The sequence below is a fragment of the Wenzhouxiangella psychrophila genome, from assembly GCF_042310375.1.
GTDB lineage: Bacteria > Pseudomonadota > Gammaproteobacteria > Xanthomonadales > Wenzhouxiangellaceae > Wenzhouxiangella.
This window is the reverse complement of the sequence record NZ_JBHJMQ010000004.1, coordinates 257,448-282,800: the sequence shown is the minus strand read 5'-3', so window position 1 is coordinate 282,800 and position 25,353 is coordinate 257,448. Positions and strand designations below refer to the sequence as shown.

General features: G+C 63.1%; 19 protein-coding genes. 9 read left to right on the top strand and 10 right to left on the bottom strand.

Features of this window, described 5'->3' with window-relative positions:
• Positions 1 to 203 precede the first annotated feature (203 nt).
• The 3 genes from hutH to ACDC66_RS07860 all read right to left on the bottom strand — a co-directional run bounded on the left by hutH (position 204) and on the right by ACDC66_RS07860 (position 3,859).
• Entirely contained in the window at positions 204 to 1,733 is a 1,530-nt protein-coding gene (gene hutH / locus ACDC66_RS07870; protein ID WP_376696147.1) for a histidine ammonia-lyase, read from the bottom strand.
• A 48-nt stretch (positions 1,734 to 1,781) separates the two neighbouring features.
• Positions 1,782 to 3,446 (bottom strand): urocanate hydratase, encoded by a 1,665-nt coding sequence (hutU, locus tag ACDC66_RS07865; protein WP_376696146.1) that lies wholly within the window; start codon positions 3,444 to 3,446, stop codon positions 1,782 to 1,784.
• A gap of 101 nt (positions 3,447 to 3,547) precedes the next feature.
• Complete coding sequence (locus ACDC66_RS07860) at positions 3,548 to 3,859, bottom strand: hypothetical protein (protein WP_376696145.1); 312 nt, start codon at positions 3,857 to 3,859, stop codon at positions 3,548 to 3,550.
• A 217-nt stretch (positions 3,860 to 4,076) separates the two neighbouring features.
• On the opposite strand from ACDC66_RS07860, the gene ACDC66_RS07855 reads away from it, so the two are divergent.
• The 3 genes from ACDC66_RS07855 to ACDC66_RS07845 all read left to right on the top strand — a co-directional run bounded on the left by ACDC66_RS07855 (position 4,077) and on the right by ACDC66_RS07845 (position 7,291).
• Positions 4,077 to 5,306: an esterase/lipase family protein gene (locus ACDC66_RS07855; protein WP_376696144.1), complete on the top strand. Its 1,230-nt coding sequence runs from the start codon at positions 4,077 to 4,079 to the stop codon at positions 5,304 to 5,306.
• Positions 5,307 to 5,402: 96 nt separating this feature from the next.
• Positions 5,403 to 5,924, top strand: a complete 522-nt coding sequence (locus ACDC66_RS07850) for a disulfide bond formation protein B (protein ID WP_376696143.1) — start codon at positions 5,403 to 5,405, stop codon at positions 5,922 to 5,924.
• Entirely contained in the window at positions 5,921 to 7,291 is a 1,371-nt protein-coding gene (locus ACDC66_RS07845; protein WP_376696142.1) for a class II 3-deoxy-7-phosphoheptulonate synthase, read from the top strand. The genes ACDC66_RS07850 and ACDC66_RS07845 overlap by 4 nt, the downstream gene beginning before the upstream one ends.
• Before the next feature lie 77 nt (positions 7,292 to 7,368).
• Here the strand turns inward: ACDC66_RS07845 and ACDC66_RS07840 are convergent, their stop codons facing one another.
• From ACDC66_RS07840 to ACDC66_RS07830, 3 genes are read right to left on the bottom strand one after another with little or no spacing between them, the layout of a single operon-like run.
• Entirely contained in the window at positions 7,369 to 7,803 is a 435-nt protein-coding gene (locus tag ACDC66_RS07840) for a DUF4399 domain-containing protein (protein WP_376696141.1), read from the bottom strand.
• A 20-nt stretch (positions 7,804 to 7,823) separates the two neighbouring features.
• Positions 7,824 to 8,801, bottom strand: a complete 978-nt coding sequence (locus ACDC66_RS07835; RefSeq protein ID WP_376696140.1) for a malate dehydrogenase — start codon at positions 8,799 to 8,801, stop codon at positions 7,824 to 7,826.
• A 37-nt stretch (positions 8,802 to 8,838) separates the two neighbouring features.
• On the bottom strand, positions 8,839 to 11,343 hold the full coding sequence (locus tag ACDC66_RS07830) for an SUMF1/EgtB/PvdO family nonheme iron enzyme (RefSeq protein ID WP_376696139.1): 2,505 nt from the start codon (positions 11,341 to 11,343) through the stop codon (positions 8,839 to 8,841).
• Positions 11,344 to 11,382: 39 nt separating this feature from the next.
• Between ACDC66_RS07830 and ACDC66_RS07825 the strand changes: the two genes are divergently transcribed.
• Together ACDC66_RS07825 and ACDC66_RS07820 are read left to right on the top strand one after the other, a co-directional pair.
• Entirely contained in the window at positions 11,383 to 11,946 is a 564-nt protein-coding gene (locus ACDC66_RS07825; protein ID WP_376696138.1) for a hypothetical protein, read from the top strand.
• Between the two features lie 7 nt (positions 11,947 to 11,953).
• Positions 11,954 to 12,835: an acyl-CoA thioesterase gene (locus ACDC66_RS07820; protein WP_376696137.1), complete on the top strand. Its 882-nt coding sequence runs from the start codon at positions 11,954 to 11,956 to the stop codon at positions 12,833 to 12,835.
• A gap of 41 nt (positions 12,836 to 12,876) precedes the next feature.
• Here the strand turns inward: ACDC66_RS07820 and ACDC66_RS07815 are convergent, their stop codons facing one another.
• The 3 genes from ACDC66_RS07815 to ACDC66_RS07805 all read right to left on the bottom strand — a co-directional run bounded on the left by ACDC66_RS07815 (position 12,877) and on the right by ACDC66_RS07805 (position 15,592).
• On the bottom strand, positions 12,877 to 13,188 hold the full coding sequence (locus tag ACDC66_RS07815) for a hypothetical protein (RefSeq protein WP_376696136.1): 312 nt from the start codon (positions 13,186 to 13,188) through the stop codon (positions 12,877 to 12,879).
• Between the two features lie 80 nt (positions 13,189 to 13,268).
• Complete coding sequence (locus ACDC66_RS07810; RefSeq protein WP_376696135.1) at positions 13,269 to 14,312, bottom strand: succinylglutamate desuccinylase/aspartoacylase family protein; 1,044 nt, start codon at positions 14,310 to 14,312, stop codon at positions 13,269 to 13,271.
• A complete protein-coding gene (locus ACDC66_RS07805; RefSeq protein WP_376696134.1) occupies positions 14,309 to 15,592 on the bottom strand; it encodes an MgtC/SapB family protein in 1,284 nt (427 codons plus the stop codon). Before ACDC66_RS07805 ends, ACDC66_RS07810 begins: the two co-directional genes overlap by 4 nt.
• Before the next feature lie 195 nt (positions 15,593 to 15,787).
• Between ACDC66_RS07805 and typA the strand changes: the two genes are divergently transcribed.
• From typA to ACDC66_RS07790, 3 genes are all read left to right on the top strand, one after another.
• On the top strand, positions 15,788 to 17,599 hold the full coding sequence (typA, locus tag ACDC66_RS07800) for a translational GTPase TypA (RefSeq protein ID WP_376696133.1): 1,812 nt from the start codon (positions 15,788 to 15,790) through the stop codon (positions 17,597 to 17,599).
• Positions 17,600 to 17,619: 20 nt separating this feature from the next.
• Complete coding sequence (locus tag ACDC66_RS07795) at positions 17,620 to 18,729, top strand: CapA family protein (protein WP_376696132.1); 1,110 nt, start codon at positions 17,620 to 17,622, stop codon at positions 18,727 to 18,729.
• 199 nt (positions 18,730 to 18,928) lie between these two features.
• Positions 18,929 to 20,140 (top strand): acyl-CoA dehydrogenase family protein, encoded by a 1,212-nt coding sequence (locus tag ACDC66_RS07790; RefSeq protein ID WP_376696131.1) that lies wholly within the window; start codon positions 18,929 to 18,931, stop codon positions 20,138 to 20,140.
• Positions 20,141 to 20,238: 98 nt separating this feature from the next.
• Here ACDC66_RS07790 and ACDC66_RS07785 read toward each other — a convergent pair whose 3' ends face one another.
• Positions 20,239 to 22,359 (bottom strand): carboxypeptidase regulatory-like domain-containing protein, encoded by a 2,121-nt coding sequence (locus ACDC66_RS07785; RefSeq protein WP_376696130.1) that lies wholly within the window; start codon positions 22,357 to 22,359, stop codon positions 20,239 to 20,241.
• A gap of 264 nt (positions 22,360 to 22,623) precedes the next feature.
• Between ACDC66_RS07785 and ACDC66_RS07780 the strand changes: the two genes are divergently transcribed.
• Positions 22,624 to 25,305 (top strand): tetratricopeptide repeat protein, encoded by a 2,682-nt coding sequence (locus tag ACDC66_RS07780; RefSeq protein ID WP_376696129.1) that lies wholly within the window; start codon positions 22,624 to 22,626, stop codon positions 25,303 to 25,305.
• Positions 25,306 to 25,353: the final 48 nt, after the last annotated feature.

Genomic DNA, 25,353 nt, shown 5'->3' with positions numbered 1-25,353 from the left:
GCTCCTTCAGCTTTTTCTCATCCACTACTGCGTCCATTGATAAACTCCTGATTTACAGTACGTATCAATGGGCAGTTACACAAATCTCAGGACAGCCCCGCAACGCCGGTGTCGGCTGCATCCACACACTCATTGAAGGGTATTGGTGTTCTTTTCCATCTGTGTTTATCTGTGTTCATCTGTGGACAATTAAAAAGCTGAAGTCATCGAAGCCCCGAAATTTCTGCCTGCACGGAGCCCACCAGGTCGCCCGAGCGCAGCAGGCGGGTGCAGGTGTCGATGTCGGCGCCGACTTCGTAGTCTTCTTCGGCATGGTTGACGTGATTGCGAACGAATTGATGGGCAGCCAGTACGCCACGGCCGGGTTTGAGTGGCTTGCGGAAGTCCAGCGCCTGGGCGGCGGTGAGCATTTCCACGGCCAGGACGCGTTCGACGTTGTGCAACACGCTGAGCAATTTGAGCGCGCTGATCGAGCCCATCGAAACATGGTCTTCCTGACCGAGGCTGGTCGGGATCGAGTCGACGCTGGCTGGGTGGCAAAGCACCTTGTTTTCGCTGACAAGGGCGGCGGCGGTGTACTGCGGGATCATGAAGCCCGAATTGATTCCGGTGTCGCTCATCAGCAGCTTGGGCAATCCGTCATGGCCTTCGAGCAGCAGGTAAGTGCGCCGCTCGGAGATGCTGGCCAACTCCGACAGGGCCATGGCGGCGTAGTCGAGCGACAGCGCCAGCGGCTGGCCGTGGAAGTTGCCGGCGGAGATGATGTCGCCATTCCCGGATCCTTGTCCGGGACAGGCGTCGAATACCAGCGGGTTGTCGGTAACCGAGTTGATCTCGCGTTCGACCACTTCGATGGCATGGCCGAGCGCATCGCGGCTCGCGCCGTGAACCTGGGGAATGCAGCGCAGGCAGTAGGGATCCTGCACCTTGCCGCAATGGCGGTGCGATTCGAGAATTTCGGAATCGGTCAGTAAACGCCGAACGTTGGCTGCAACCGTTACCTGGCCGGGATGCGGGCGAATGCTGTGCACGCGGTCGTCGAAAGGACGTGCGGAACCCTGAAGCGCCTCCAGGCTCATCGTGCCCAAAACGTCGGCAGCGGTCATCAGGTGCACGGCGCGATTGAGAATGAATGCTCCATAGGCCGACATCAGCTGCGTGCCGTTGATCAGGCCGATGCCGTCCTTGGCCGCGGGTTCGACCGGTTCGACCCCGTGGCGCGCGAGCGTTTCGCGCGCGGGTTCCGGACCCGATCGTTCCTGGTTCCAGCACTGCCCGAGTCCGATCAGCGGCAGGCTCATGTGCGCCAGCGGCGCCAGGTCACCCGACGCTCCCACGCTGCCGCGGCTGGGGATCCAGGGCAGGATGTCGAGTTCGCAGAACTTGAGAAGCTGCCTGAAGATCGGCAGAGAAATGCCTGAATTTCCTAAACCAAGCGCGTGGGCCTTGAGCTGCATCATCAGCCGGGTAATTTCGATCGGCACCGGGTCGCCCGTACCGCAGGCGTGCGACAGCAGCAGGTTGCGCTGCAGCTTGCCGAGTTGATCGTCATCGATGCGCTTGCTTGCCAGGGCGCCGAATCCCGTATTGACGCCGTAAATCGCCTCATCGCCTTCGAGTGCTCGCTCGACGATCTGGCGTGAGCGTTGTACGGCGCTGTCATCGGAGCGCAAGGCATCCAGTCGCCGGTCCAGGTCGGTAAAAAGATTCTCTATGGTGACAGTCGAGTTCATTGGAATTCGCGCCCATTGCGCTCTTCGCGGTTAATGAGGTTTTCTCTCTCAGGTATCCAGCATCGGGATATCGACACCGCGCTCGCGGGCGGTCTCGACGGCTTCCTCGTAGCCGGCGTCGGCATGGCGCATGACGCCCAGGCCCGGGTCGGCGGTGAGTACGCGCTGGAGACGTTCGTAGCCTGATTTCGTGCCGTCGGCCAGTGACACCATGCCGGCGTGCAGGGAATAGCCGATACCGACCCCGCCGCCGTGGTGGAACGATACCCACGAAGCGCCACAGGCAGTGTTCGCCAGGGCATTGAGGATGGGCCAGTCGGCGATGGCGTCCGAGCCGTCTTTCATCGCTTCGGTCTCGCGATTGGGCGAGGCCACCGAGCCACAGTCGAGATGATCACGGCCAATAACGATCGGCGCCTCGACCTTGCCTTTCTCGACCAGCCAGTTGAACTTCTCGCCGGCCTCGGCACGCTCGCCGTATTCCAGCCAGCAGATGCGCGCTGGCAGTCCCTGGAAGTGGATCTTTTCCTGTGCCTTCTCGATCCAGCGCCTGAGATGCGCCTTTTCCGGGAACAGCTCGAGGAGCGCTTCGTCGGTCGCGGCGATATCCGCCGGATTGCCCGACAGGGCGGCCCAGCGGAACGGGCCGGCGCCGCGGCAGAACAGCGGCCGGATGAAGGCCGGTACAAAGCCGGGAAAGTCGAAGGCGTTGCTCATGCCGCGCAGGTCGGCCACCTGGCCTCTGAGGTTGTTGCCGTAATCGAAAGTCACGGCGCCGCGCTCCTGCATCTTCAGCATGGTCTCGACGTGGATTTCCATCGAGTCGAGCACCTTCTCGTCGTAGCCTTTGGGATCATCCCGCCGCATGGCTTCGGCTTCGTCCAGGGATAGTCCGGCCGGGATGTAGCCTTGCCTGAGGTCGTGGGCCGAGGTCTGGTCGGTCAATGCATCGGGAATGATGCCGCGCTCGAGCATTTCGGGCAGCACTTCGGCGATATTGCCCAGCAGGCCGATGGAAACGGGTTCCGCGGCTTGTTCGATGATCTTCAAGGCCTCATCCAGGCTGGTTGCCTTTCGATCGCAGTAGCCGGTTTCCACGCGCCGGTCGATACGCGTCTCATCGACTTCCACGGCCAGGCAATGACCCTCGTTCATGGTCACCGCCAGGGGCTGGGCCCCGCCCATGCCGCCGAGACCGGCGGTGACCGTGAGTTTGCCCTTCATCGATCCGCCGAAGTGCTGGCGGGCCAGTTCGGCGAAAGTCTCGTAGGTGCCCTGGACGATGCCCTGGGAACCGATGTAAATCCAGGAGCCGGCCGTCATCTGGCCGTACATGGTCAGGCCGCGGTCTTCGAGGTCGCGAAACACGTCCCAGTTCGCCCAGCGCCCGACCAGGTTGGAATTGGCGATCAGTACCCTGGGGGCCTGGTCGTGGGTGCGGATCACTCCGACCGGCTTGCCCGACTGCACCAGCAGCGTTTCGTCGTCCTTGAGCCGCTTGAGGGTCGAAATGATGGCGTGGTAGCAGTCCCAGCTGCGGGCGGCCCGGCCCGTTCCGCCGTAGACGATCAGCTTGTCCGGGTGCTCGGCCACGGCCGGGTCGAGATTGTTCATGAGCATGCGCATGGCCGCTTCCTGGTGCCAGCCACGGCAACTGATGGATGGGCCGTGCGGGGCGCGAACAACCGGCGGCGACGGATCCTGCTGGGTCATCGTTTTAATATCTGTCTGGGGATTTGCGCAGTATAGCAATCCCGCAGGGAGCCTCTGAGCAACCCTGCTCGGGCGCGACGTTGTTCAGAGGCTCCCTTGCTTCAGCGGTTGCGCAGGTTGCGCCAGACGATATCGGCGAGGAGATAGGGGATCAGGCCGAGGACGATATTCATGCCAGTGCCCAGCCAGCCGGTCATTCCGGGCATGAGCTGCTGCGCCCACCCGCTCGTGAGATTGAAGCCAACCCCGAGAACCTGCCACATCCACTCGAAAAAACCCGGCGAGCCGACGTCGGATTCCAGCGCGGCCAGTGATAGTCCGGAAAGAAAGGCCGCGAACAGAAAAGGATTATCGCGGATCAATTCGGTGATGCTGCGGGAACTCTGCTTACGCGAACGCAGCATGGCGATCATCTCCGGGTGTGAACTTCGGGTGCCATTTCAACCCATTATGCCGCCTGTATACTACTTTAGCCGGCTCGCGACAAGCGCGGCCGGCCTCGCAAATCCGACGACTAGCCGGGGGAAGACAAGCGTGAACAGGCGAACATCCGGAATGATGCGGGCGCCATGGGGCGGCCGCTGGCTCGCTGCAATCACTCTCGTGGGTGCTCTGCTCTCGAGCGGATGCATGCTGAGGGACTTGAATGAACAAGTGCGCATGATGGATCGGGCGTGCGTTATCGAGGGCCGGGTTCAGCAAGGCGAAGATAGCGGTCAGGCCGTGGTGGTCGTGCTGGCCATGGGGGAGCCGGAAAGCGAAGCGCCCCCCAGGCCGATCGATTTCACTTTGCCCGATCCGGCGGGCGGGTTCAGTTTTGCCGTCGCACCCGGGCAGTATCGTCTGTTGGCATTCGAAGACACCGACGGCGACCTGGAGCTCGATGACGATGAGCCGGCCAGTCGTGCCGACAGTGAAGGTACGCTTGCCTGCGGCGCCGGCGGCCGGCTGCGGGGGAATCCAATCAGCCTGAAATCTGGCGACCGCCTGGAGGGAGGCCGCACGTTTTTCATTCAGGAAGGTCGCAACCTGGTCGCCGGCGCAATGGATTCAGCCGCCAGCCTGGGGCAATTGACGGTGTTCGGCGACGTGGTTCCGCTCAGTGATCCGCGCTTCGATCTCGATCGCGCTCGCGACAGCCTGTGGCGACCGCTGGATTTCATTCGCCAGGGCCATGTAGGCGTCTACCTGAACGAACCCCTCGATCCTGAACGCACGCCGGTGTTGTTCATCCACGGCATCAACGGTTCCCCCAGAGTGCTCGAGCCCCTCATCCAGCACCTCGACGGTGAGCGGTTCCAGCCCATGTACTTTTACTACGCTTCCGGACTGCGAATCGGGCAGATTGCCTGGCACCTCGACCGGATCATGCGTGAGCTGGAGCATCGGCGGGATATCGATCGTTATCACGTCGTCGCGCACAGCATGGGCGGCCTGGTCGCGCGCGCCTGGCTGCTGGAGCGTTCCAGGCAGGGCCCGGGTGCTGAGATCGCTTCATTCGTGAGTGTTTCCACGCCGTGGTCGGGCTACCCCTCGGCGCGCCAGGGCGTCGATCACTCGCCGGTCGTCGTACCGGTATGGCGCGATATGGCGACCGGCAGTGAGTTCCTGAACGGACTTTTCGGGCATGATGATCCGCCCGAAGACCTGCCGCCGCACCACCTGCTGTTCAGTTTTCGCCAGTCGGGCTGGCTGGCCGGATCCTCGGGCGACGACGTAGCCGCGCTTGCGAGCATGCTGCCGCCGCAGGTCCAGAGGCAGGCCGCGTCATTGTTCGGAGTGGACTCCGGGCATGTCGAAATTCTCTCGGACGAATCCGCCCAGGAGCGCGTGGCGTCACTGCTGATGCGGGCGGAATAGTCGGCCGGGGGGAATTCCGACCCTTCGGTGAACCGTGCGAAAACAATGGTGTCGGTTTATCTGTGTGCCTTCAGCTGATTGACTACAATTGATCCCATGATGAATCCAATCCGGGGACGAACTCCCTTTGTGCTGGTCTTCGCGGCCAGCGCCGGCCTGCTGGCCTACGCCTACTACGCCCAGTTCCAGCTCGGGCTGGAGCCGTGCCCGCTGTGCATCCTGCAGCGGCTGGGTTTCATGATCATGGGTGGTTTTGCACTGCTCGGCGCCATCCACGGACCGACATCGTGGGGGCGCTGGGTCTACGGTGTGCCGATCCTGGCCGGAGCCGGATGGGGCATTACGACGGCCTCGCGGCACGTCTGGCTGCAGAACCTGCCGGCCGACCAGGTCCCGGACTGCGGGCCGGGTATGTATTTCATGCTCGAGTACGACTTTCCCATGATGGAAATTCTGCGCGAGGCCTTTACCGGCGCCGGCGAGTGCGCCGAGGTGGACTGGCATTTTCTGGGTCTGTCGATGCCCATGTGGACCCTGATCTGGTATGTTGCACTTGCAGCGTTCACTCTGTGGGCACTGCTGGTGAACAAGCCCGGGTCGAGGACACAGGAGCAATGAGCGAGAAGTTCAGGACAATCACGCCCGCCAAGGGCTGGCGCCCGGATTCATGGCAGCAGCATGAAGCGGGTCAGCAAGCGACTTATCCCGACGATATCGCGTTCCACCACGCGCTGGGGCGTCTTTCGTCCATGCCGCCGTTGGTGACCTCCTGGGAAATCCTTTCACTGAAGGAGCAGATCGCCGAGGCCCAGGCGGGCAAGCGATTCGTGCTGCAGGGCGGTGACTGCGCCGAGTTGTTCGACGACTGCGAGCCGACGATCATCGCCAACCGCCTCAAGGTACTGCTGCAGATGTCGCTGGTCATGCTGCACGGCATGGAAAAGCCCGTGGTACGTATCGGTCGCTTCGCCGGTCAGTACGCCAAGCCGCGTTCGGCCGACACCGAGACGCGCGACGGCGTGACCTTGCCGAGCTACCGCGGCGACCTGGTCAACGCACCCGAATTCAACGAGACAGCGCGCACGCCCGACCCTGAGCGCATGCTTCGCGCCCACGCCAGCTCGGCAATGACCATGAATTTCGTGCGCGCCCTGGTCGATGGCGGCTTCGCCGACCTGCATCACCCCGAGTACTGGAACCTCGGCTGGCTCGAGCATTCCCCGCTGGCGGCAGAGTTCGAGCGGATCGCCGACAGCATCGGCCACTCGGTCCGCTTCATGGAAACCATTACCGGCCAGCAGCCGGGAAGTCTTCGACGAGTTGACTTCTTCACCTCCCATGAAGCGTTGCACCTGAACTACGAGCAGGCTCTGACACGGCGGGTTCCACGCCAGTGGGGCTGGTTCAACCTGTCCACTCACTTCCCTTGGATCGGCATGCGCACGGCTGATCTCGGAGGCGCGCACGTGGAACTGTTCCGCGGCGTGCGCAATCCCATGGGCATCAAGGTCGGCCCGGGCATGTCTGCCGATTGGCTCAAGGGCCTGATCCAGACGCTCAACCCGGACAACGAACCCGGTCGCCTGGTGCTGATTCATCGCATGGGAGCCGACCAGGTCGCCGACAAGCTGCCGCCGCTGATCGAAGCAGCGCGCTCGACGGGCTCGCCAGTCCTCTGGATTTGCGATCCGATGCACGGCAATACCGAGAAGACCGAGAACGGCTACAAGACCCGGCGTTTCGCCAACATCGTCTCGGAAGTCGAGCAGAGTTTCGACATCCACGCCGCCTGCGGTTCCAGGCTCGGCGGCGTACATCTGGAGTTGACGGGCGAGAACGTAACCGAGTGCATCGGTGGCGCCCGAGACCTTGCCGAGCATGATCTATCGCGCGCCTACAAGACCACTGTCGATCCGAGACTCAACTACGAGCAGGCGCTGGAACTGTCGATGCGGATCGTCGGCAAGCACCGCAGCCTCGCCTGAGCAGCTCCTGAGTACGACTGGACATGAAAAAGCCCGGCGCGTGCCGGGCTTTTTCTTTTCCATCTTCTGAAGCTGGATTACTCGACCGTGATGGTGATCTTCTCCGACTTGACGGCCGGGTCGTGCGGCACGTGACGGTGGTCGCCGAGCAGTAGCTGCAGCGTGTGCTCGCCGGGTTCCAGATCGATGCTGACCTCGGTCTGACCGCCGCCGAAGTGAACGACGTGATCGGTGGTCGGAAGGGGTCTGTCCATGGCCGGCATGTTCGACTCGTCGACATCGATCAGCAGATGATGGTGTCCCGTCTGGTCCTGGTCGATGCCGGCCGGCGCCACCCCCATGCCATCCAGGCCGAAGCGAACCGTCACCGGGCTGCTTACCGTTTCGCCGTCGTCGGGCGTTATGAAATAGACCCGAGCCTCTTCGGGAGCGCTCGTGCGGTCGAGCCCGTCTGCCAGCGAAAGCGCCGGCAGGAGCAACAGGGGCAGGGCGAGGAGCTTGAATGCTTTCATGGCGACCTCCTGGAGTCGATTCAGAGCAGTGATTCCACGGCCTGGCGTTCTTCGCGGAGTTCCTTGTCGGTCGCGTCGAGACGCGCCTGCGAAAACTCGTTGATCTTCAGACCCTGGACGATCTTCCACTCCCCATTCTCACACGTGCAGGGGAAAGAAAAGATCACGCCCGGCTCGATGCCGTAACTGCCGTCGGCGGGAACGGCCATCGAGACCCAGTCGTCGCCGTCGCTGCCCCGCACCCAGTCGCGGATATGGTCGATAGCGCTCGAAGCCGCCGATGCCGCGCTGGAAGCGCCGCGGGCCTTGATGATCGCCGCGCCGCGTTGCTGAACGGTGGGGATGAAATCGTTTTCGTACCAGTCCTTGCCCACGAGATCCGTGGCCGTCTTGCCGTCGACATTGACGTGGTGCAGGTCGGGATACTGGGTCGCGGAGTGATTGCCCCAGATGGTCATCTGCTTGATGCGGGTGTGATGCACGCCGGTCTTGCCGGCGAGCTGCGCCAGGGCGCGATTGTGGTCGAGGCGCGTCATGGCGGTGAAATTCTCCGCCGGCAGGTCGGGGGCGTTGGCCTGCGCGATGAGGGCATTGGTGTTGGCCGGATTGCCGACGACCAGTACCTTGACGTCCCGGCTGGCGACGGCATTTAGGCTCTTGCCCTGCGGCCCGAAGATCTTGCCGTTCTCGGCCAGCAGGTCGGCCCGCTCCATACCTTCGCCGCGCGGTTTGGCGCCGACCAGCAGGGCGATGTCGGTGTCCTTGAACCCTTCGTCGAGCTCGGTGGTGGTGATGATGCCGTGCAGCAGGGGCAGGGCGGCGTCCTCGAGTTCCATGGCCACGCCCTTGAGCGCGTCGAGGGCCGGCGGAATTTCGATCAACTGAAGAATGACGGGCTGATTGGGGCCCAGCATGTCGCCAGCGGCGATGCGGAAGCAGAGTTGATAGCCAATCTGGCCGGCGGCGCCGGTAATCGCGACGCGAACGGGTTCTTTCATGGAGTGCTCCTGAAATTCAGTGGTTCGGGGACGAGGCTTATTCTAACGCAACGCCGTCCGTCGCTTGTCGGGAAGTGCTTTTGAGCCAACGCTCCGTCCAGTCGATGTAGGCACGGATGACGTCGGTGTAGTGCGGTGGCAGGTGGCCCCAGTCGAGTATGACGTGACGTTTGTCTTCCGGTGCCGTCCCCAGCAGGTCAAAGAGTGGTTTCTGCGAGGTTTCGTGCGGGAAATTGAAGTCGTTGCGGCCGTTGATCAGCAGCACCGGAATGTCAACACGCGGCAGGTAGTCCTGCAGCTGGACTTCGGGCGGTATGTTGTCGACGGGAATGACGCCGGCTGATACCAGTATGGCGGTGCGAAAGCGCCGATCCACGGCCAGCGCGTAGGGCGCCCGGTAGCCGCCGTAGCTGACGGCATGCAGGGCCAGGCGTTGGAGGTCGATGTCATCACGAGTTTCGAGGTAGTCGACGGTCCGCCGCAGGTCGCGCACCTGATCGATCAGAAGCATGCGCCAGGTATTCGGCCCGGACGGCGAGCCGACGTTGCGTTCGAAAGTCCCCTTGTAGACCGGATAGACAACGGCATGGCCCGAGCGCAGGAAGGGCTCGACGTGGTGCAACCCCGCCTTTTCGCTGGAATCGAGCATCAACGCATCCCCGCCGGGGAAATGCACCACGGTCGGGTAGGGCGGGCGAGCGTTCCGGGGCAGGTAAACCCAGGCGGTGACGCGCTCTCCCGGGTAGGCGGTGGTGAAGCTCACGCGCTCCCGGTACCAGTCCGAATGCGAACTGTCACCGGTTTCAACTCGGGCATCGAGTGGCAGCGGATCGTAATCGAACTGCCGGGCGTAGATGGCGAAAGTGTCGTCGTCGACCGGCTCGGGAACGGTGAAGCTGCTGGCGTCGACATCGGTGGCCAGTGTCTCGTCGAGCGGCTCGTCCTGGCGCATCAGGCGGAAACCGGTGCCCGGGCCGCGCGCATAGGGATCACGGGCTTCGGGGTCGCGAAAGCGGTAGCCCTGCTCCATCCACGACCCGCCGGCCAGGTGCCGCAGCGATTCCGCGGGATTCAGGCACCATTCGGCCACGTTGCCCGCCATGTCGAGCGTGCCATAGGGGCCGAGGCCGTCGAGCTCGCCGCTGGCCACCGTGCCCCTGCCATTGAAGTTGCTCGAGAGCAGGATGTCGGAAAAGTTGGAGATCTGTGCGGTACCCAGCCCGGCCGCACGCCGCCAGTGAAAGATCGTGGGCAGTTGCTTGCCGGCCCAGCGGGCGTAGGCCATGGCCTCGAACCAGCTCACGCCCTCGACCGGGTGATTGGCCTTGCCGTCAGGCCAGGTGCCCATGGCCCAGGTGGCCGGGCCCGGCATGCCCGTGCTATCGACGAAATCCGCAACCTGCTGCACGAAAGGTGATTGGTGTTCGCCGGCTTCCATCAGCTCCGTCCAAAGGTCCTGATCCCGGTAGCCGCCGGCTTCGATGAACTCGCGGTAGGCGCGATTGGTGACCTCGTGCCGGTCGATCCAGAAGGACGGCAGGGATACGCGCTGGTCCCGGTAAGTCAGCTGCCCGGCAGGAACATGCACCATGTCCTCGGGCGCTTCGTCGATCCGGTGCAGGTGGAAGGGCTCAGCGGCAGGAAGCACGCTGGGCGCGACCTCGATGGTCCGATGCCCCGGAAGACTGATGCGATATCGCATCTGGGCCAGCGGCAGATAGACGTCCTCGAGCGGCGTCGTGCCGAGCTCGATCCAGTCGCTGCTGGATGCTCCGTAGCCGCGCACGCTGATGGTTGCGCCCTCGGGTACGCTGGTGAGCGAGACCGGCAGGCTGATATCGCGCCATAACTGGTCGAGCTGGATATCGTTCGGGGCATGGGCGCGGGCTTCACGAGCCAGCATCCAGGCCGCCGCCAGGTCGGTTTTCAGGAGTTCCCGTATCTCGGGTACCACGGTGCCGTGGAGCCAGTCGCGTTGGGTGGACTGATGCCACCACATCAACGACAGGCCGATCAGGGCGACAACGCTCAACCCCAGCGCAATCTTGGTCGAGCGGGCCGGTCCGTCCTGCGCAGGGAAGATGTGCCCGTCCACTGTGATCGCATCGTTACCGGGCTCCGGAACCGGCCTGGCAGCGATGTCGGCTTCGCAATCGTCGACGCGTTGCACCGTGCAGGCGAGGCGGTAGCCCCGGCGATGGAGTGTTTCGATGTAGCGCGGTTCTTTCGCGTTGTCGCCCAGCGCCTGGCGCAGCTCGCTGACGGCCTGCGGCAGCACATTGGGCGAGAGTGCCGTACGGCCCCAGGCCTCGTCGAGCAGGGTGTCGCGGTCGAGCAGTTCGGGCGCGTGCTCGAGCAGTACTTCAAGCAGGCGGAAGGTCTGCCGACGCAGGGTCACCGGCCCGTCCGGACCGACCACCGTTCCGGTCAGGGAATCGAGAACGAAGCTGCCAAAGCGATAACGCATGATCAATATATATAGCGAACTGCGCAGCACCGGGCAAGCGAGCGGCTCGCGGTGCCGCACATCGAAGCCCGGCATTGCTATAGTGCTTGCTGATCATGCCCAATGGAAACCATCATGAAGAAACGCTTTTTGATCCTGGCCGGCGCGCTCCTGCCGCTTCTCGTCCAGGCCGGTCCCGTCGACGAATACTGGTCCAGCCTCGAGGATCTGTGCGGTCAGGCATTCGAAGGCCGCCTGGTCGAATCGCCGGAGGGCGAGGATGGTTTTGTGGGGCAGCGCCTGGTCATGCATGTACGCGAGTGCAGTGACGAGGTTATCCGGATTCCCTTCATGGTCGGCGAGGATCGCTCGCGCACCTGGGTGCTGACCCGAAAGGGTGATCGCATCGAACTCAAGCACGATCATCGCCATGAAGACGGGTCGGAAGACGAGGTGACGATGTACGGGGGCAGCGCGACCAATGCCGGCCGAGCCACTGAACAGTATTTTCCGGCCGACGAGGCGACGCGCCAGACCATCGAAGAAGCATTTTCCAACGTCTGGGTCATGCGCGTTCATCCCGGCGAGACCTTCACCTATGGCCTCTGGCGCCTGGGTACGCCCCGGGTGTTCCGGATCGACTTCGACCTGAGCGAGCCCGTCGAGCCGCCGCCGGCGCCGTGGGGCTGGGAGGACTGACAGGCCCATGAACGAAGCGCTCTCGGAAGTCATCGGCCTGCTCGACCTCGAGCGGCTCGAGGACAACCTGTTCCGCGGTGAAAGCCGCGACATCGGCGCGCCGCAAGTCTTCGGCGGGCAGATCCTGGGCCAGGCGCTGTCGGCGGCACACTGCACTGTCGAGGGCCGCTCGCCGCATTCGTTGCACGCTTATTTCCTGCGGCCGGGCGATTTCAATCAGCCGGTGGTCTACCAGGTCGAGCGTTCGCGCGACGGCGGCAGCTATTCCAATCGTCGCGTCGTGGCGGTTCAGCACGGACGGCCGATTCTCAACCTGGCCGCCTCGTTTCACGCCGACGAGGAGGGCTTCGATCACCAGGTCGATATGCCCGAAGTGGCCGGTCCGGAAGGGCTTTCAAAAAGTATCGATATCCACGACTCGATCATCGACAAGGTGCCCGAGAAAATGCGCCGGCTGCTGGCGCACCGGCCACCGCTGGAGTTCCGCCCGGTTGAGCCGCCCAAGTTCATCGACCCGCAGCCGCGGCCGCCGCGCAAGCACGTCTGGATGCGCGCCTGGGATCCATTGCCGGACGATCCGGAGCTGCACCGCAACCTGCTGACCTACGTGTCGGACTACGAACTGCTGGGCACGGCCACGCTGCCGCACGACCTGGACTTCAGTACCCGGCCGGTGCAGATGGCCAGCATCGACCACGCGCTGTGGTTCCATCGTGCTTTCCGTGTCGACGAGTGGCTTCTGTACGCCTGCGACAGCCCGACCAGCCACGGCGGGCGCGGCTTTACGCGCGGCCAGTTCTTCAGCCAGTCGGGCGAGTTGGTGGCCTCGACCGCCCAGGAGGGCGTAATCCGCCCGTGGGATCCGTCAAAGCGTCGGAAGGGGGGATGATCCGGGCGGCGAAAGTGTCTGCGCCGCCCACAGCCCCGGATTCAGGAGGATTCTTCCTCGAATCGATCCCGGAACAGAAAGTCGCTCAGTTCCTGCAGGGTATCGGCCCAGAAGCCGCCGGTGAGTTTCCACTGACCGCCGCTGAGTTCCCGCGGCTCGGTGGCCTCCCACTGGCCGATGGTGCCTTTCAGTTTCCATTCGGGGCTGTCATTGCAGTCATTGCCGCTGCAGCTTTCCATCGTGCCGCCGGAAGCAATGGTCCACTTGCTAATGCAGTAGCCAGTATCGCAATCCTGTGCGACTGCTGGTGCAGCCAGAGCGGCCAGAATCAGGATCATCGCAAGCTGTTTCATCGTATTGGCTCCGCGCGTGTTCATTTATCTCTATACCCTACTACGAAAGTCCGGCCCTTTTCGCGTCAAAAATTTCGTTTTCAGGTCTGCTCTCCGTAGGGGAAATCGTCGGCCTCGAGTGTCTCGGTGTAGTCGCCGACGCGCTCGTGGGCGATGTCGGTTCTGTAAAAGCGGGCGATATGGCAGATGGCGTCACCTTCGTTCACCAGCGGCAGGTTGAGGCGGCCGATCACGATGCCGCTGAACGGCGCGACGATTTCCTGCTCTTCCTCGCCGAAAGGATCCGAAACCGCGCCGAGGACGGTTTCGTCCTTGACCACCCGGTCTCCCAGTCTCACCCAGGCGCGGAAGAGACCGCTCTGTGGCGCGCGTACCCAACTGCTCGAGCGCGCGACAACTGGCGTCGGTGGCGGCTTCTTGCGCGTTCTCGGTAACATCCCGAGTTCCCGCATGACCCGCAGCACGCCTTCGACGCCGCCCCGAATGGCAACCTCGTCGAAACGCAGGGCTTCGCCGGCTTCGTAGACCAGAATGGGGATGTCGTGGTCCATGCCCGCCATGCGGAGCGAGCCGTCACGAAGGGCCGAATTGAGGATCACCGGGGTACCGAAGGCCTGCGCCAGGCGCAGCGTTTCCTCGTCGTCCAGGTTGGCCCGGATTTGCGGCAGGTTGCCGCGATTGATCGCGCCGGTGTGCAGGTCGATGCCGTGAGTAGTCTGGCTGACAATCTCGGTCATGAACAGGTTGGCAACCCGTCCGGCCAGTGAGCCCTTTTCAGAACCCGGGAAACTGCGATTGAGGTCGCGCCGGTCGGGAAAATAGCGCGACAGATTGATGAAGCCGTGCAGGTTGACGATAGGCACCGCAATCAGTGTGCCCCGCAGGCGCTTCAGTGCCGGTACCTTCATCAGCCGGCGAATGATTTCGACGCCGTTGAGTTCATCGCCGTGAATAGCGGCCGAGACGAACAGTACCGGCCCGGCCTTGCGGCCGCAGACGACCTGCACGGGCATGGTCGTGGGCGAATGCGTGTAGAGCCGGCCGACTTCCAGATCGATACTGCGACGCTCGCCGGGCTCGACGGTGATGTTGTCGATGGTCAGGGACTGGTTTCGTTTGCTCATGCGCTGCTCCCGGTCAGGTACAGGATGCCCGCCGCAAGAATTGCAAGGAGCGAGCCCGTCGCCAGGGGTAGGAGGACGCGCAAGCCGAGCGCGCGCCCTCCGATGCTCAGAGCCATGCCGCCCTTCAGCAGAGAGTTCGCGCCGGCGGCGATAACAATGCCCACGGTCGCTACCTGCAGGCCGATTTCCCGCTCGCTCATCTGCGCCAGAGACAGCGTGATGGCGTCGACGTCGGCCAACCCGGATGCCGCAGCCAGCACCCATAGCCCGGCATCGCCGGCCCACTCTGACAACGCCTTCCCCAGCAGCATGATGATGGCCAGGAGGGCGCCGAACAGCAGGGCGGATTTCAGTTCCATGGGGTTTCTCAACAGCGTCTGCTCGCCTTCCGTGGGGTGGTCCGGTTTGCTGTGGGCGAGCAGGAAGGGCACGGGCGCCAGGGTACACCCGAGCAGTATCGAGGCCGGCAACCAGAGCGTCGAGAAAAGCGGGGCGTGGATGAGTGTGGCCAGCAGCATCATGCGCCCGATCATGGCCCCGCAGGCCAGCAGAATACCTGCTGCGAGCACGGACGCCAGTGCCGACTCGCGAGCGCCGATGCGCGAAAAGGCCAGGGTGGTGGCCGTCGAAGAGGCCATGCCGCCGAACAATCCGCCGAAAACGATGCCGCGGCTTGGGCCGAACACGCGGATCGCGATGTAGCCGAAGAACGAGATGGCGGCGATCAGCACCACCATCAGCCAGATCACGTAGGGGTTCAGGGCGTCCCACGGGCCGTAGCCCTGGTTGGGGAGCATGGGGAGCAGCACGACGGAAATGAGCAACAGCTTCAGTCCGGCGGTCAGCTCCTGCCGCCGCAGTACGTCCAGCAGGCCGTGCAGGCTCTCCTTGTACCCGAGCAGCAGGGCCATGACGATGGCCGCCGCAGAGGCCAGGGCGATCTCGCCCACACCGGCCAGGACGGCCAGCAGGTAGGTGGCCAGGGCCGCCGTTTCGCTGGTGATGCCAAAATCGTGCCCGGCCCGGGTCGTGACCAGATAGGCAGTGGCCGAGGCGACGGCCAGGCCGATGAAAACCAGCCCGATCAGGAGATAGCCGCCGTCCTGGCTCATGATGCCGACCACGCCCCCGAGCAGCCCGATCAGGCTGTAGGTGCGCAGACCGGCAACCCGCTGGCCTTCCTCGGTTTCACGCCGCTGCCAGCCGCGCTCGATACCAACCAGCAGACCGATGGCCAGGGCGACGGCCAGGCGGATGAACGGTTCGAGTTCGGGGCTCATTCTCCTATCTTAGCCTTATGCGTTGCGGCATCAGATTGCGCAGATTAACGCAGATTCGACTGAGTGAATTCAACAGGCGCCCATTGCCGAACCGTGCCGGTCGACGGGGTCAGCACATCGCAGGCGGTAAAAGAGCGTCGAGGACGCGATCAGCGTTATAATGGTCGGCTAACTTTTCCAACTACGGCCCGCCCAATGAAGCTGCGTAACATCGCCATCATCGCCCACGTCGACCACGGCAAGACCACGCTGGTTGACCAGCTGCTGCGCCAGTCCGGCGAATTTGCCGCGCACGAGCGCCTCGAAGAGCGGATGATGGATTCCGAGGACCAGGAGCGCGAGCGCGGCATCACGATCCTCTCGAAGAATACCGCCATCGACTGGCAGGGCTGGCGTATCAACATCGTCGACACTCCGGGTCACGCCGATTTCGGTGGCGAGGTCGAGCGGGTGCTGTCCATGGTCGATTCCGTGCTGCTGCTGGTCGATGCCGTCGACGGGCCGATGCCGCAGACGCGATTCGTGACCCAGAAGGCGTTCGACATGGGGTTCCGGCCGATTGTGGTGGTCAACAAGGTCGACCGCCCCGGGGCACGACCCGACTGGGTGATCAACCAGACCTTTGATCTGTTCGACAAGCTGGGCGCGACCGACGAGCAGCTCGATTTCCCGATCGTCTACGCCTCGGCGCTCAACGGCTACGCCTCGCTGGAATCCGACGTCACCGAGGGCGACCTCACACCCCTGTACAAAACGCTGATCGAACACGTTCCGGCGCCCGCGGTCGATCCGGAAGGGCCGTTCCAGATGCAGATCTCGAGCCTGTCGTACTCGTCCTACGTCGGCCTGATCGGCGTCGGTCGCATCAAGCGAGGCCGGGTTCGCCCCAACCAGGCAGTGACCGTTATCGACCGCGAGGGCAAGAAGCGCTCGGGGCGTGTACTCCAGGTGCTGGGCTTCAAGGGCCTCAAGCGCGAGGAGGTCGAGGAGGCTTCCGCGGGCGACATCATCGCCGTCTCCGGCGTCGACCACATCGCGATTTCCGACACGCTCTGCGATCCGGCCAATGTCGAGGCCATGCCGGCTCTGACCGTCGACGAGCCGACCATCCACATGACCTTCCAGGTCAACAGCTCGCCCTTCGCCGGACGCGAGGGCAAGTACCTGACGAGCCGTCAGCTCCGGGCCCGTCTGCACCAGGAGGCAACCCACAACGTGGCGCTCCAGGTCGCCGATACCAGTGATCCCGAGCAGTTCGACGTTGCCGGCCGCGGCGAACTGCACCTGGCCGTGCTGATCGAGACCATGCGCCGCGAGGGCTACGAACTGGCCGTGTCGCGACCGCGCGTGCGCAAGCGCGAAGCCGAAAACGGCGATATCCAGGAACCCTGGGAGCAGGTCGTGCTCGACATGGAGGAGGCCTACCAGGGTGCGGTCATGCAGGCCATGGGTGAACGCAAGGGTCAGCTGGAGAACATGCAGCCCGACGGAAGAGGACGGGTCCGTCTCGACTACATGGCGCCGGCGCGCGGCCTGATCGGCTTCCAGAGCGCCTACCGAACGATGACTTCGGGTACCGGCCTGTTTTTCCGCGTCTTCGACCACTGGGGTCCGGCCACCGAGCGCGTGGCCGAGCGCCAGAACGGCACCATGATCAGCATGGAAAACGGCACGACCGTGGCCTTCGCACTCTTCAATCTGCAGGATCGCGGCAAGTTGTTCGTCGGCCCCGGGGAAGATGTTTACGAAGGCCAGATCATCGGCCTGCATGCACGTGAGAACGACCTGGTCGTCAATCCCATGAAGGGCAAGAAGCTCACCAACGTCCGCGCCGCCGGCAAGGACGACGCCGTGCAGCTGACCCCGCACGTGCGCATGACGCTCGAGCAGGCGATGGAATTCATCAATGACGACGAACTCGTCGAGGTCACGCCCGAGCACATCCGCCTGCGAAAGCGTCACCTGAAGGAACACGAGCGCAAGCGGGCGGAGCGCACGGCCGGGTAGCACAAGCAGTCGACCGGGCCATGCTATCTCGCGGCATTGGTGTTGGAGTCATCCTCGGGGCGCTGGTGCTCGTTGCTGCTCTCTGGTTTCTACACTCTTCCGCAGATGACCCGGTGCTCATCGCCGCCGTCGGTGACACCAGCGGTTACCGGGTTCTCGACGAGGCCGGCGCTCCAGCCGACCCGCTGGAAGCAGTCCGGCCGTTGCTCAATGAATCCGATGTGTTCGTGTTCAACTACGAGGGCGTAATCCTGTCGGAGTTGCCGGAGCCCGGCGATTGCCCGGCCCGTCCCGACCAGTCGACCTTCCACACATCTACGCCGATCGCCGATCATCTGCGGCTTGCTCCGGTGGCCGTGGCGACGCTGGCCAACAACCACGTACTCGATTGCGGTGAGCGTGGCATCGGCGACACCTTGCGTGAATTCGACGCCAGCGGGATCCATGCGGTGGGTGCAGGCGCTTCAATCGAATTAGCCTGTCGGCCACTGGTTTTGGAACAGGGAGGGCGGAAACTTGCTTTCCTTGCATACCTTGCCTGGCCAGGCAATGAGATGTGCGCCTCTGGCGATTCTGCCGGTGCGGCATGTTTCGAGACGTGCAGCGGTGAACAGCGGATTGCCAGCTTGGCAGAGAGCGGTCACAGCGTCATCGTTTCATTGCACCTGCACCTGGCCGAAAGCTGGACCCAGCGCGCTCACGAGCTTCACATTGGACTGGTTCGGGATGTGCTGGAGGCCGGTGCGGACATCGTTATCGGCCACGGCCCACACATGCCCCAGGGGGTATTCGAGCATGAGCATGGAATCGGGCTTCCAAGCCTCGGCAATTTCCTGTTCAGTACCGACTATCAAATGCCGCGTTCGGCCCACAGGAGTGTTGTTGCCCAAGTGGCAATTGGGGACGGCTTCCAGAGTATGAGCCTATACCCGATCGAAATCGGCGGAGACGGTATCCCCTATCCGGCTCCGCCTCATGCCGCCGCAGGTATCCTCAACAATATCATTTGGCTTTCCGAGCCATTCGAGACCCGATTCAGAATCATCCGGACGGACGAGAGCGTGCGTGCCGAACTCAGGCGGCAGGATGGGGTGTATTCCTCGCCGATGACGAGATACCCGAAACCCTGATTCCGCGTCTTAGACGCCCGGCCGCCGAGCAAGTGCCCGTGCTGATCGACACTGCCTGCCGGTTGGCGCATTGGCCTTCGGAGAATCCGGACACGGCGAAAGAATCGGTTCGTAGTGGCGGAATAACGGACCGGAAAAGCCGCGTTGTACGGGGGATCGGGTAGGATTGTGGGCTGGTTCTGCTGCACAGGGCATTTCGATGGATTTCACGGTATCCGACAAGGCAAGGGATATTGGCCGCCGTCTTGATCGCTTCATGCGCGACGAAGTCGAGCCGGTCGAGGCGGATTTTCATCGGCAGATGGCCGCGCTCGACAATCCCTGGCAGGTGCTGCCGGTCATCGAGGAATTGAAAGCGAAGGCGAAAGAGCAGGGACTGTGGAACCTGTTTCTGCCGGACGAAAAGATGGGGCAGGGGCTTTCCAATCTCGACTACGCGCCGCTGGCCGAGTGCATGGGGCGTTCGCTGATCGCCCCGGAGATCTTCAACTGCAATGCACCCGATACCGGCAATATGGAGGTGCTCTACCACTACGGCTCCGACGAGCAGAAAGAGCAGTGGCTGAAGCCGCTTCTGGCCGGCGAGATTCGCTCGGCTTTTTGCATGACCGAGCCGGAGGTGGCCTCCTCGGATGCCACCAATATGGAAGCGACCGCCGTCGTCGAGGGCGATGATGTGGTGCTCAACGGCCGCAAGTGGTGGTCGACCGGGTTGGGTCACCCCAATTGCCGGGTGGTGATCTTCATGGGGCTGACCGATCCCGAAGCGGAGCGCCACTATCGGCATTCCATGGTGCTGGTTCCGCTCGATACGCCGGGCGTCCGAATCGAGCGCATGCTCAACGCCATGGGGTTTCACGATGCGCCGTTGGGCCATGGCGAGGTCAGTTTCACCGACGTGCGCCTGCCGAAGTCGGCCATTATTGCGGGGCCCGGCAAGGGTTTCGAGATTGCCCAGGGCCGGCTCGGGCCGGGCCGTATTCATCACTGCATGCGCCTGATCGGACTTTCCGAGCATGCCCTGGAACTGGCCTGCAAGCGGGCCGTGTCTCGTGAGGCCTTCGGCCGGCCGCTGGCCAAGCTGGGCGGTAACGCCGAGCGCATCGCCGATGCCCGGATTGCCATCGAGCAGGCCCGCCTGTTGGTGCTCAAGGCCGCCTGGAGCCTGGATCAACGGGGCATCGCGCGCTCGATGAGTGAGGTCAGCCAGATCAAGGTCGCGGTGCCTTCAATGGCACAGCGGGTCATCGATATGGCCATGCAACTCCACGGCGGTGCCGGAATGAGCGATGAGCTTCCGCTGGCGGCCGCATGGACAGGTGCGCGCGCGCTGCGCATTGCCGACGGGCCCGATGAGGTGCATCGCGCCTTGGTCGCCCGGTTGGAATTGGCGAAATACAAGCCGGGCTGAACTTTCACGCATGTTGCTGCCGCTGCGCACCCAGGGCGCCTTCGATCGAGCGTACGATCAGCAACAGGCTCAGGCTATGGTGTCGGTGAAATGCTTGATTACTCTGCTCCAGAGAATGCGTCATTGAATAGTCGGTCGATAGCCTGGTCGATGACTTGCAAGTTGGCCTCCACGCTCTCCTCTCCCATGGTCACCGTGATGCCGTCTCTCGTCGGGGTCTGACCTCGCAGCGTGGTCGAGGTGCCGCCGGTCGAGACATCGCTGAAGACTGGCGACACCCGGGGGACCAGTTTGTAGTCGCCGGGGGGCAGGGCCGTGGTCTGGTAGCGGGCCTGGACACTATCGAGCTTGTAGCTGCCCACGAACTTGCCGATGTCGGTATAGACCTCGACCTGACCGCGGGTTATGGGGAAACCGGTTTCCACGTTGATGATTAATCCCGAGATGACGGGCCCGACGGAAACCTCGAAGTCGCCCAGATCAACATCGGCGCTGCCGTCGAGCGACACGGACGTGCCGTTGGCCGGGTTGCACAACGACTCGGAGCAATGCTCGGAAGCGCCGTGCATTGTATCGAAGTAGTCGTGCTGGACACCGACATGCCCGGGGCCCACATGGCCGCTCATGCTGGTCCGGACGTAGTAGTCCCCGGCGGGAAAGGCGCCCAGCAGGTAGTCGCCGTCGATATCAGTCAGCGCTCGGGCTACGGTATTGCCCGCGGCATCCAGTACGCGGACAATGGTTCGTTCCATCGGGGAACCCGTAGCTTCATCGACCACCCGGCCGCTGATGCTGCTGCCGATCTCGATCTGGATCTCGATACTGGTCACGCTGCCGACGGTGACCGAGACCGGTTCGGCCGCCGCAAGGTCACAATCGACTCCCGTGCAGGCCACATCCGGAAAGATCGCGTCCATGTAGCCTTCGATGGCTTGACCGGACCCCATGGACACATAACCGATTCCATCGGACTGGAAGTGGTTGTGGGTGCGAACGAAGTAGTCACCGGCGGGAACCGCCGTGGACGTCTGCATGACGATGCTGCCGTCGACCTCCCGGATGGCCCCGCCGCCAGCCACCGCACCGTCGGCATCGACAATGTCGTACTGGCCCAGTCGCGCATCGGCCGGCACTCCGGCGGGCGGCAGGCCGGTTGCGCCATTGACGATTGTGCCCTCGATCTGGCCGCCTTCGTCAAGGGTAAACGGCGAAAGGGAGAGGCTGGAGCCGGCCGGGAGGCTCAGCGGCGTTCCGCGCGCTCGTTCGCAACCGGACCAGGGACACAGAAGCCCGTTGTGCAGGACACGAATGTGGTTGCTGGAGGCGAAATACGGCCCGAGTTGGATGTAGTAGCTGCCGCCGGCCAGGCCTTCGAATGACCACTCGCTGCCCGGGGGATCTTCCCAGGCGAATAGTTTGACCTCCAGCAGTCGGCCCGCCCCGTTGAAAAGATAGACCATCTTGTCGATATCCTCGGGGAGCAATTCGCCGCTCAGGGTGGCACCGGGTTGGAGTGCAAAGTCGAAGCCGGCAGCGACGGCGCCGGCCGTGACCGTGACGGGATCCGAATTGACGATCGGGCACTCGGCCAGTTCGCAGGGGAAGCCGCCCCAGGCTTGGCTGACGTAGTTGGCGCCATTGTCACCGTGGCCGCCTCGCAGGTAGTAGGTGTCAGCTGCAACGGCCAGGCCGCTGGTGTAGCTGCCGTCCGGTTGTGCGATGCCGCCAAAATCGGGTGAATAGTCCGCCACTGAATTGTTCTGTGCATCAAATGCAACGAGTGTGGCCGTGGCGTCGGCTAGCGGATCGCCGGTTGCGGCGTCCGTGATCATGCCGGAAATACGGCCACCCGCGTCCAGTGCGATATCGATCTCGCTCACTGTGGTGCCCTCATCGACGTCGATCTCTCCACCCCAGCCGCAGCCGAAGAAGCACCGCAGGGTAAGTGAATAGCCGTAGCGAGCCGGTGCATGTTCCGGGCCGGCGGCTTCTACGGTCACGGGCCGTGTTTCACCGGTCGCCACGGGGATGCTGATCGAATACTGGCCCGACGCGTTGGTCGTGCCCGTGGCCAGTAGATCATGCTGCACGCCGCCTGGAGAAGAGATGGCCACGGTCGCACCGCCGATCGGCGTGCCGCCGGCACTTTCGGTGATCGTGCCCTCGATGGTGGCCGACTGCGCCAGCGCCATGCCCGAGTAACCGGCAAGAACTGCCATGACGGCAAACGGATACGAAAGTGAAATCAAACGTGGCAAATGCATGAAACCTCCAAAGAAGGAATGGGTGCGAGGAGCTTGGGAAATTAGGTGCCTGTATTGGGTACTACGCGAAGACCGCCGCAAGCGAGACACGGCGAAGCCGATGGCGGGATGCCGGCCTGGCTGGAAATCAGGCAATCGGGCGCCTATACTTGCTCGATATCGGGGAATGATGTTCACAAGGGGGACGAGTTTCCTCCTTTAATTCGGAGGGCCATGCGGGTGCCAATCGATTCCGAATGGTCACGTCTGACTTTGGCCCGCCGCCGGCTTCTTGATCGACTCCTGGACCGGTTACTCGAGTGCGATGAGCTCCAGCGTGCGCACGAGCTTTCCTCCATTGCCATGCGGGCGCCACGGGTTCACCGGTGGCTGGTCGAATTGTTGGCAGCCAGCACGGAGCCGACTAATTTCCTTGACACCATGTTCGAGCGCGTCGGGCAGGCCGCCAGGCAGGAGGTTCTGGTCCGTGACGAAGTGAAGCTTTCAAGGGGCACTTGTCTGGGTCCGTGGCGAATCGAGGAAGCCGTTGGCAGCGGCGGTATGGGTACGGTATACAGGGCGCTTCGGGCCGATGGCGCTTTCGAGATGGAGGCCGCGGTCAAGCTCATCCGGATTCGCCGGGAGGGCCTGAATCAGCGTCTCACCATCGAACGGCAGTTGCTGGCCCGGCTCAGTCACCGCAATATTGCGCGCCTGATCGATGGCGGCACGACCGAGGACGGTCATGCCTATCTGGTCATGGAGTGGATTTCCGGGCGCGATCTCGACGAGTTTCTTCGCGATGAAACGCCGAATCTGGCGACGCGTCTGGATTTGTTCGAGCAGATGGCGACCGCTGCCGCACATGCACATCAGTGCCGGGTCGTGCACAGCGACCTCAAACCCAGCAATGTCCGCGTCAATGATGAAGGTTCGGTTCGGCTGGTCGATTTCGGCGTCGCCCAGCTCCTTGAAGAACGTGATGGCGAAGACGCGCCGCTCAGGGCGCTGACGCCGGCATTCGCAGCGCCGGAATTGCTGGCCGGTGAGCCTGTCTCGACACAATCGGATGTCTGGTCGCTGGGTGCGATGCTTTACTGGCTGCTGACGGACACGCTGCTGGAACGGCGCCCCGGTGGGGATGATGGGAGCCGGCTGCCCGACGCCATTCCCCGCCGCGAGGATTTGGCGGCAGTTATCGACCAGGCCACTGCCGACGAGCCTCGGGATCGATACGGCTCCGTTTCTGCCCTGGTCGAAGATCTTCAGCGTTATCGGGCGCGTTTCCCCGTCAATGCGCGTGCACCTGCGCGGATGTACCTCGCCACGCGCTTTATGCAGCGGCATCGGTTCGCTGTCGGCATTGCCGGCGCGGTGTCGATCACACTGTGTCTGGCGCTGGCCGGTGCCGTCTGGCAGGCTCATCGGGCGACCCTCGAGCGCGATCGTGCCGAGGCACAGACCGAGCGCGCCCTGCAGGCCGAAGCGGAAAGCACGCAACTGGCTGGTGAACTGGAGCAGGTGGTGGAGTTCCAGGCCGAACAACTCTCTTCGATTGACGCTCTGCACATGGGGTCCAGCTTGCGCGAGTCCATTGTTGATCGGCACAGGGTATCGCTGGAGCGAAGCGGTCTCGCTGGCGAGGCGTTGCGCCGCCGGGTTACGGATGCGCAGGACATTCTCGCCCAGGTCAACTTCACCGATCTGGCGCGCGACACGCTTCGAGAGAATATCTTCGACAATGCGCTCGATGCGATGGAAGAACAATTTGGGGGACAACCGCTCGTTCGTGCCCGATTGATGCAATCGGTGGCGGTTACGATGCGAGCTCTTGGGCTGAATCGGCAAGCTGCTTTCCCGCAGGGAGAGGCACTGGCCATCAGGCGTGAGTGGTTGGGCAACGAGCATCCCGACACACTCGATTCGGTCAATCGAATGGGCCGGCAGTTGGCCGCTGAGGGCAAGCGCGAGGCTTCTCTCGCATACTATCGCGAGGCCATGACGGGCTTCGAAGCGCTGCACGGACCGCAGCATCCAGCGACGCTGACAGCGCTGGCCAATGCAGGTACCGCACTGGAGGCGATGGGGCGATATATCGAAGCCGAACCCTATTTCCGCGAGGCATTGCAGGGGCGACGAGCCGTGCTCGGTGAGGATCACCCGGATACGCTGATTTCGGTATCCAACATGGCTGGTTTACTCGGCAGGCTGGATCGGCCCGATGAGGCCTTGCCGCTCTATCGCGAGGCTCTTGGTAAGCGCCGGCAGGCGCTGGGAGACGACCATCCCGATACGCTGCGATCGATCAACAATCTGGGTGTCTTCCTGGCCGAAGAGGAACGATTCGACGAGGCTGAGCCCTATTATCTCGAAGCGCTCGAGCGGCGCCGGCAGGTACTCGGGCGTGAGCATCCGCAAACCTTGATCTCAGCCAACAACATGGGCTACCTGATGAACACTACTGGTCGCCTGGAAGAATCCGAGAGACATTATCGAGAGGCGTTGTCCATTTCCCGGAAGGTACGTGGTGATTCCCACCCCATGAGCCTGATCGCCATGAGTAATCTTGCTGCCTTGTTGCACGAGTTGGATCGTTACGAGGATGCCGAGGCGCTTGCGGCCGAGGCGGTGGACAGAGGCAGGCGGTCACTGGATGAGGGCCACTGGTATCTGGGTGTCTTCATGAACCGACACGGCAGGGAATTGGCGGCACTCGAGCTTTATGACCAAGCGGTGGCGGTCCTGCTGGAATCACATCAGATCTTCGTCGACGCGCTTGGTGCCGAGGATGACAATACGAAAGTCGTGGTCCAGTCTCTGGCCGAAGTCTACGCTCGATGGCATGAATTCGAACCCGAAGCGGGTCATGATCGAAGTTCAGCTCAATGGCAGAGACGGCTAAATGAAGGGGAGTCTCGGTGAATATCCATGTCGTGATTGACACCTCCTCCGTGGGCGTCTCGTTCGAGT

What these genes read in the sequence shown, in the direction of transcription:
- ACDC66_RS07855 (WP_376696144.1), top strand. Translation starts at nt 4,077, where the DNA reads ATGCTGAGGGACTTGAATGAACAAGTGCGCATGATGGATCGGGCGTGC.
- ACDC66_RS07785 (WP_376696130.1), bottom strand. Translation starts at nt 22,359, where the DNA reads ATGGCAGTTCTTGCCGGTTACTCGGGCATGGCGCTGGCGCAGTCGGCC.
- ACDC66_RS07830 (WP_376696139.1), bottom strand. Translation starts at nt 11,343, where the DNA reads ATGCCGGGCTTCGATGTGCGGCACCGCGAGCCGCTCGCTTGCCCGGTG.
- ACDC66_RS07790 (WP_376696131.1), top strand. Translation starts at nt 18,929, where the DNA reads ATGGATTTCACGGTATCCGACAAGGCAAGGGATATTGGCCGCCGTCTT.
- ACDC66_RS07805 (WP_376696134.1), bottom strand. Translation starts at nt 15,592, where the DNA reads ATGAGCCCCGAACTCGAACCGTTCATCCGCCTGGCCGTCGCCCTGGCC.
- hutU (WP_376696146.1), bottom strand. Translation starts at nt 3,446, where the DNA reads ATGACCCAGCAGGATCCGTCGCCGCCGGTTGTTCGCGCCCCGCACGGC.
- ACDC66_RS07850 (WP_376696143.1), top strand. Translation starts at nt 5,403, where the DNA reads ATGATGAATCCAATCCGGGGACGAACTCCCTTTGTGCTGGTCTTCGCG.
- ACDC66_RS07795 (WP_376696132.1), top strand. Translation starts at nt 17,620, where the DNA reads ATGCTATCTCGCGGCATTGGTGTTGGAGTCATCCTCGGGGCGCTGGTG.
- ACDC66_RS07825 (WP_376696138.1), top strand. Translation starts at nt 11,383, where the DNA reads ATGAAGAAACGCTTTTTGATCCTGGCCGGCGCGCTCCTGCCGCTTCTC.
- hutH (WP_376696147.1), bottom strand. Translation starts at nt 1,733, where the DNA reads ATGAACTCGACTGTCACCATAGAGAATCTTTTTACCGACCTGGACCGG.
- ACDC66_RS07860 (WP_376696145.1), bottom strand. Translation starts at nt 3,859, where the DNA reads ATGATCGCCATGCTGCGTTCGCGTAAGCAGAGTTCCCGCAGCATCACC.
- ACDC66_RS07835 (WP_376696140.1), bottom strand. Translation starts at nt 8,801, where the DNA reads ATGAAAGAACCCGTTCGCGTCGCGATTACCGGCGCCGCCGGCCAGATT.
- ACDC66_RS07815 (WP_376696136.1), bottom strand. Translation starts at nt 13,188, where the DNA reads ATGAAACAGCTTGCGATGATCCTGATTCTGGCCGCTCTGGCTGCACCA.
- ACDC66_RS07840 (WP_376696141.1), bottom strand. Translation starts at nt 7,803, where the DNA reads ATGAAAGCATTCAAGCTCCTCGCCCTGCCCCTGTTGCTCCTGCCGGCG.
- ACDC66_RS07810 (WP_376696135.1), bottom strand. Translation starts at nt 14,312, where the DNA reads ATGAGCAAACGAAACCAGTCCCTGACCATCGACAACATCACCGTCGAG.
- typA (WP_376696133.1), top strand. Translation starts at nt 15,788, where the DNA reads ATGAAGCTGCGTAACATCGCCATCATCGCCCACGTCGACCACGGCAAG.
- ACDC66_RS07845 (WP_376696142.1), top strand. Translation starts at nt 5,921, where the DNA reads ATGAGCGAGAAGTTCAGGACAATCACGCCCGCCAAGGGCTGGCGCCCG.
- ACDC66_RS07820 (WP_376696137.1), top strand. Translation starts at nt 11,954, where the DNA reads ATGAACGAAGCGCTCTCGGAAGTCATCGGCCTGCTCGACCTCGAGCGG.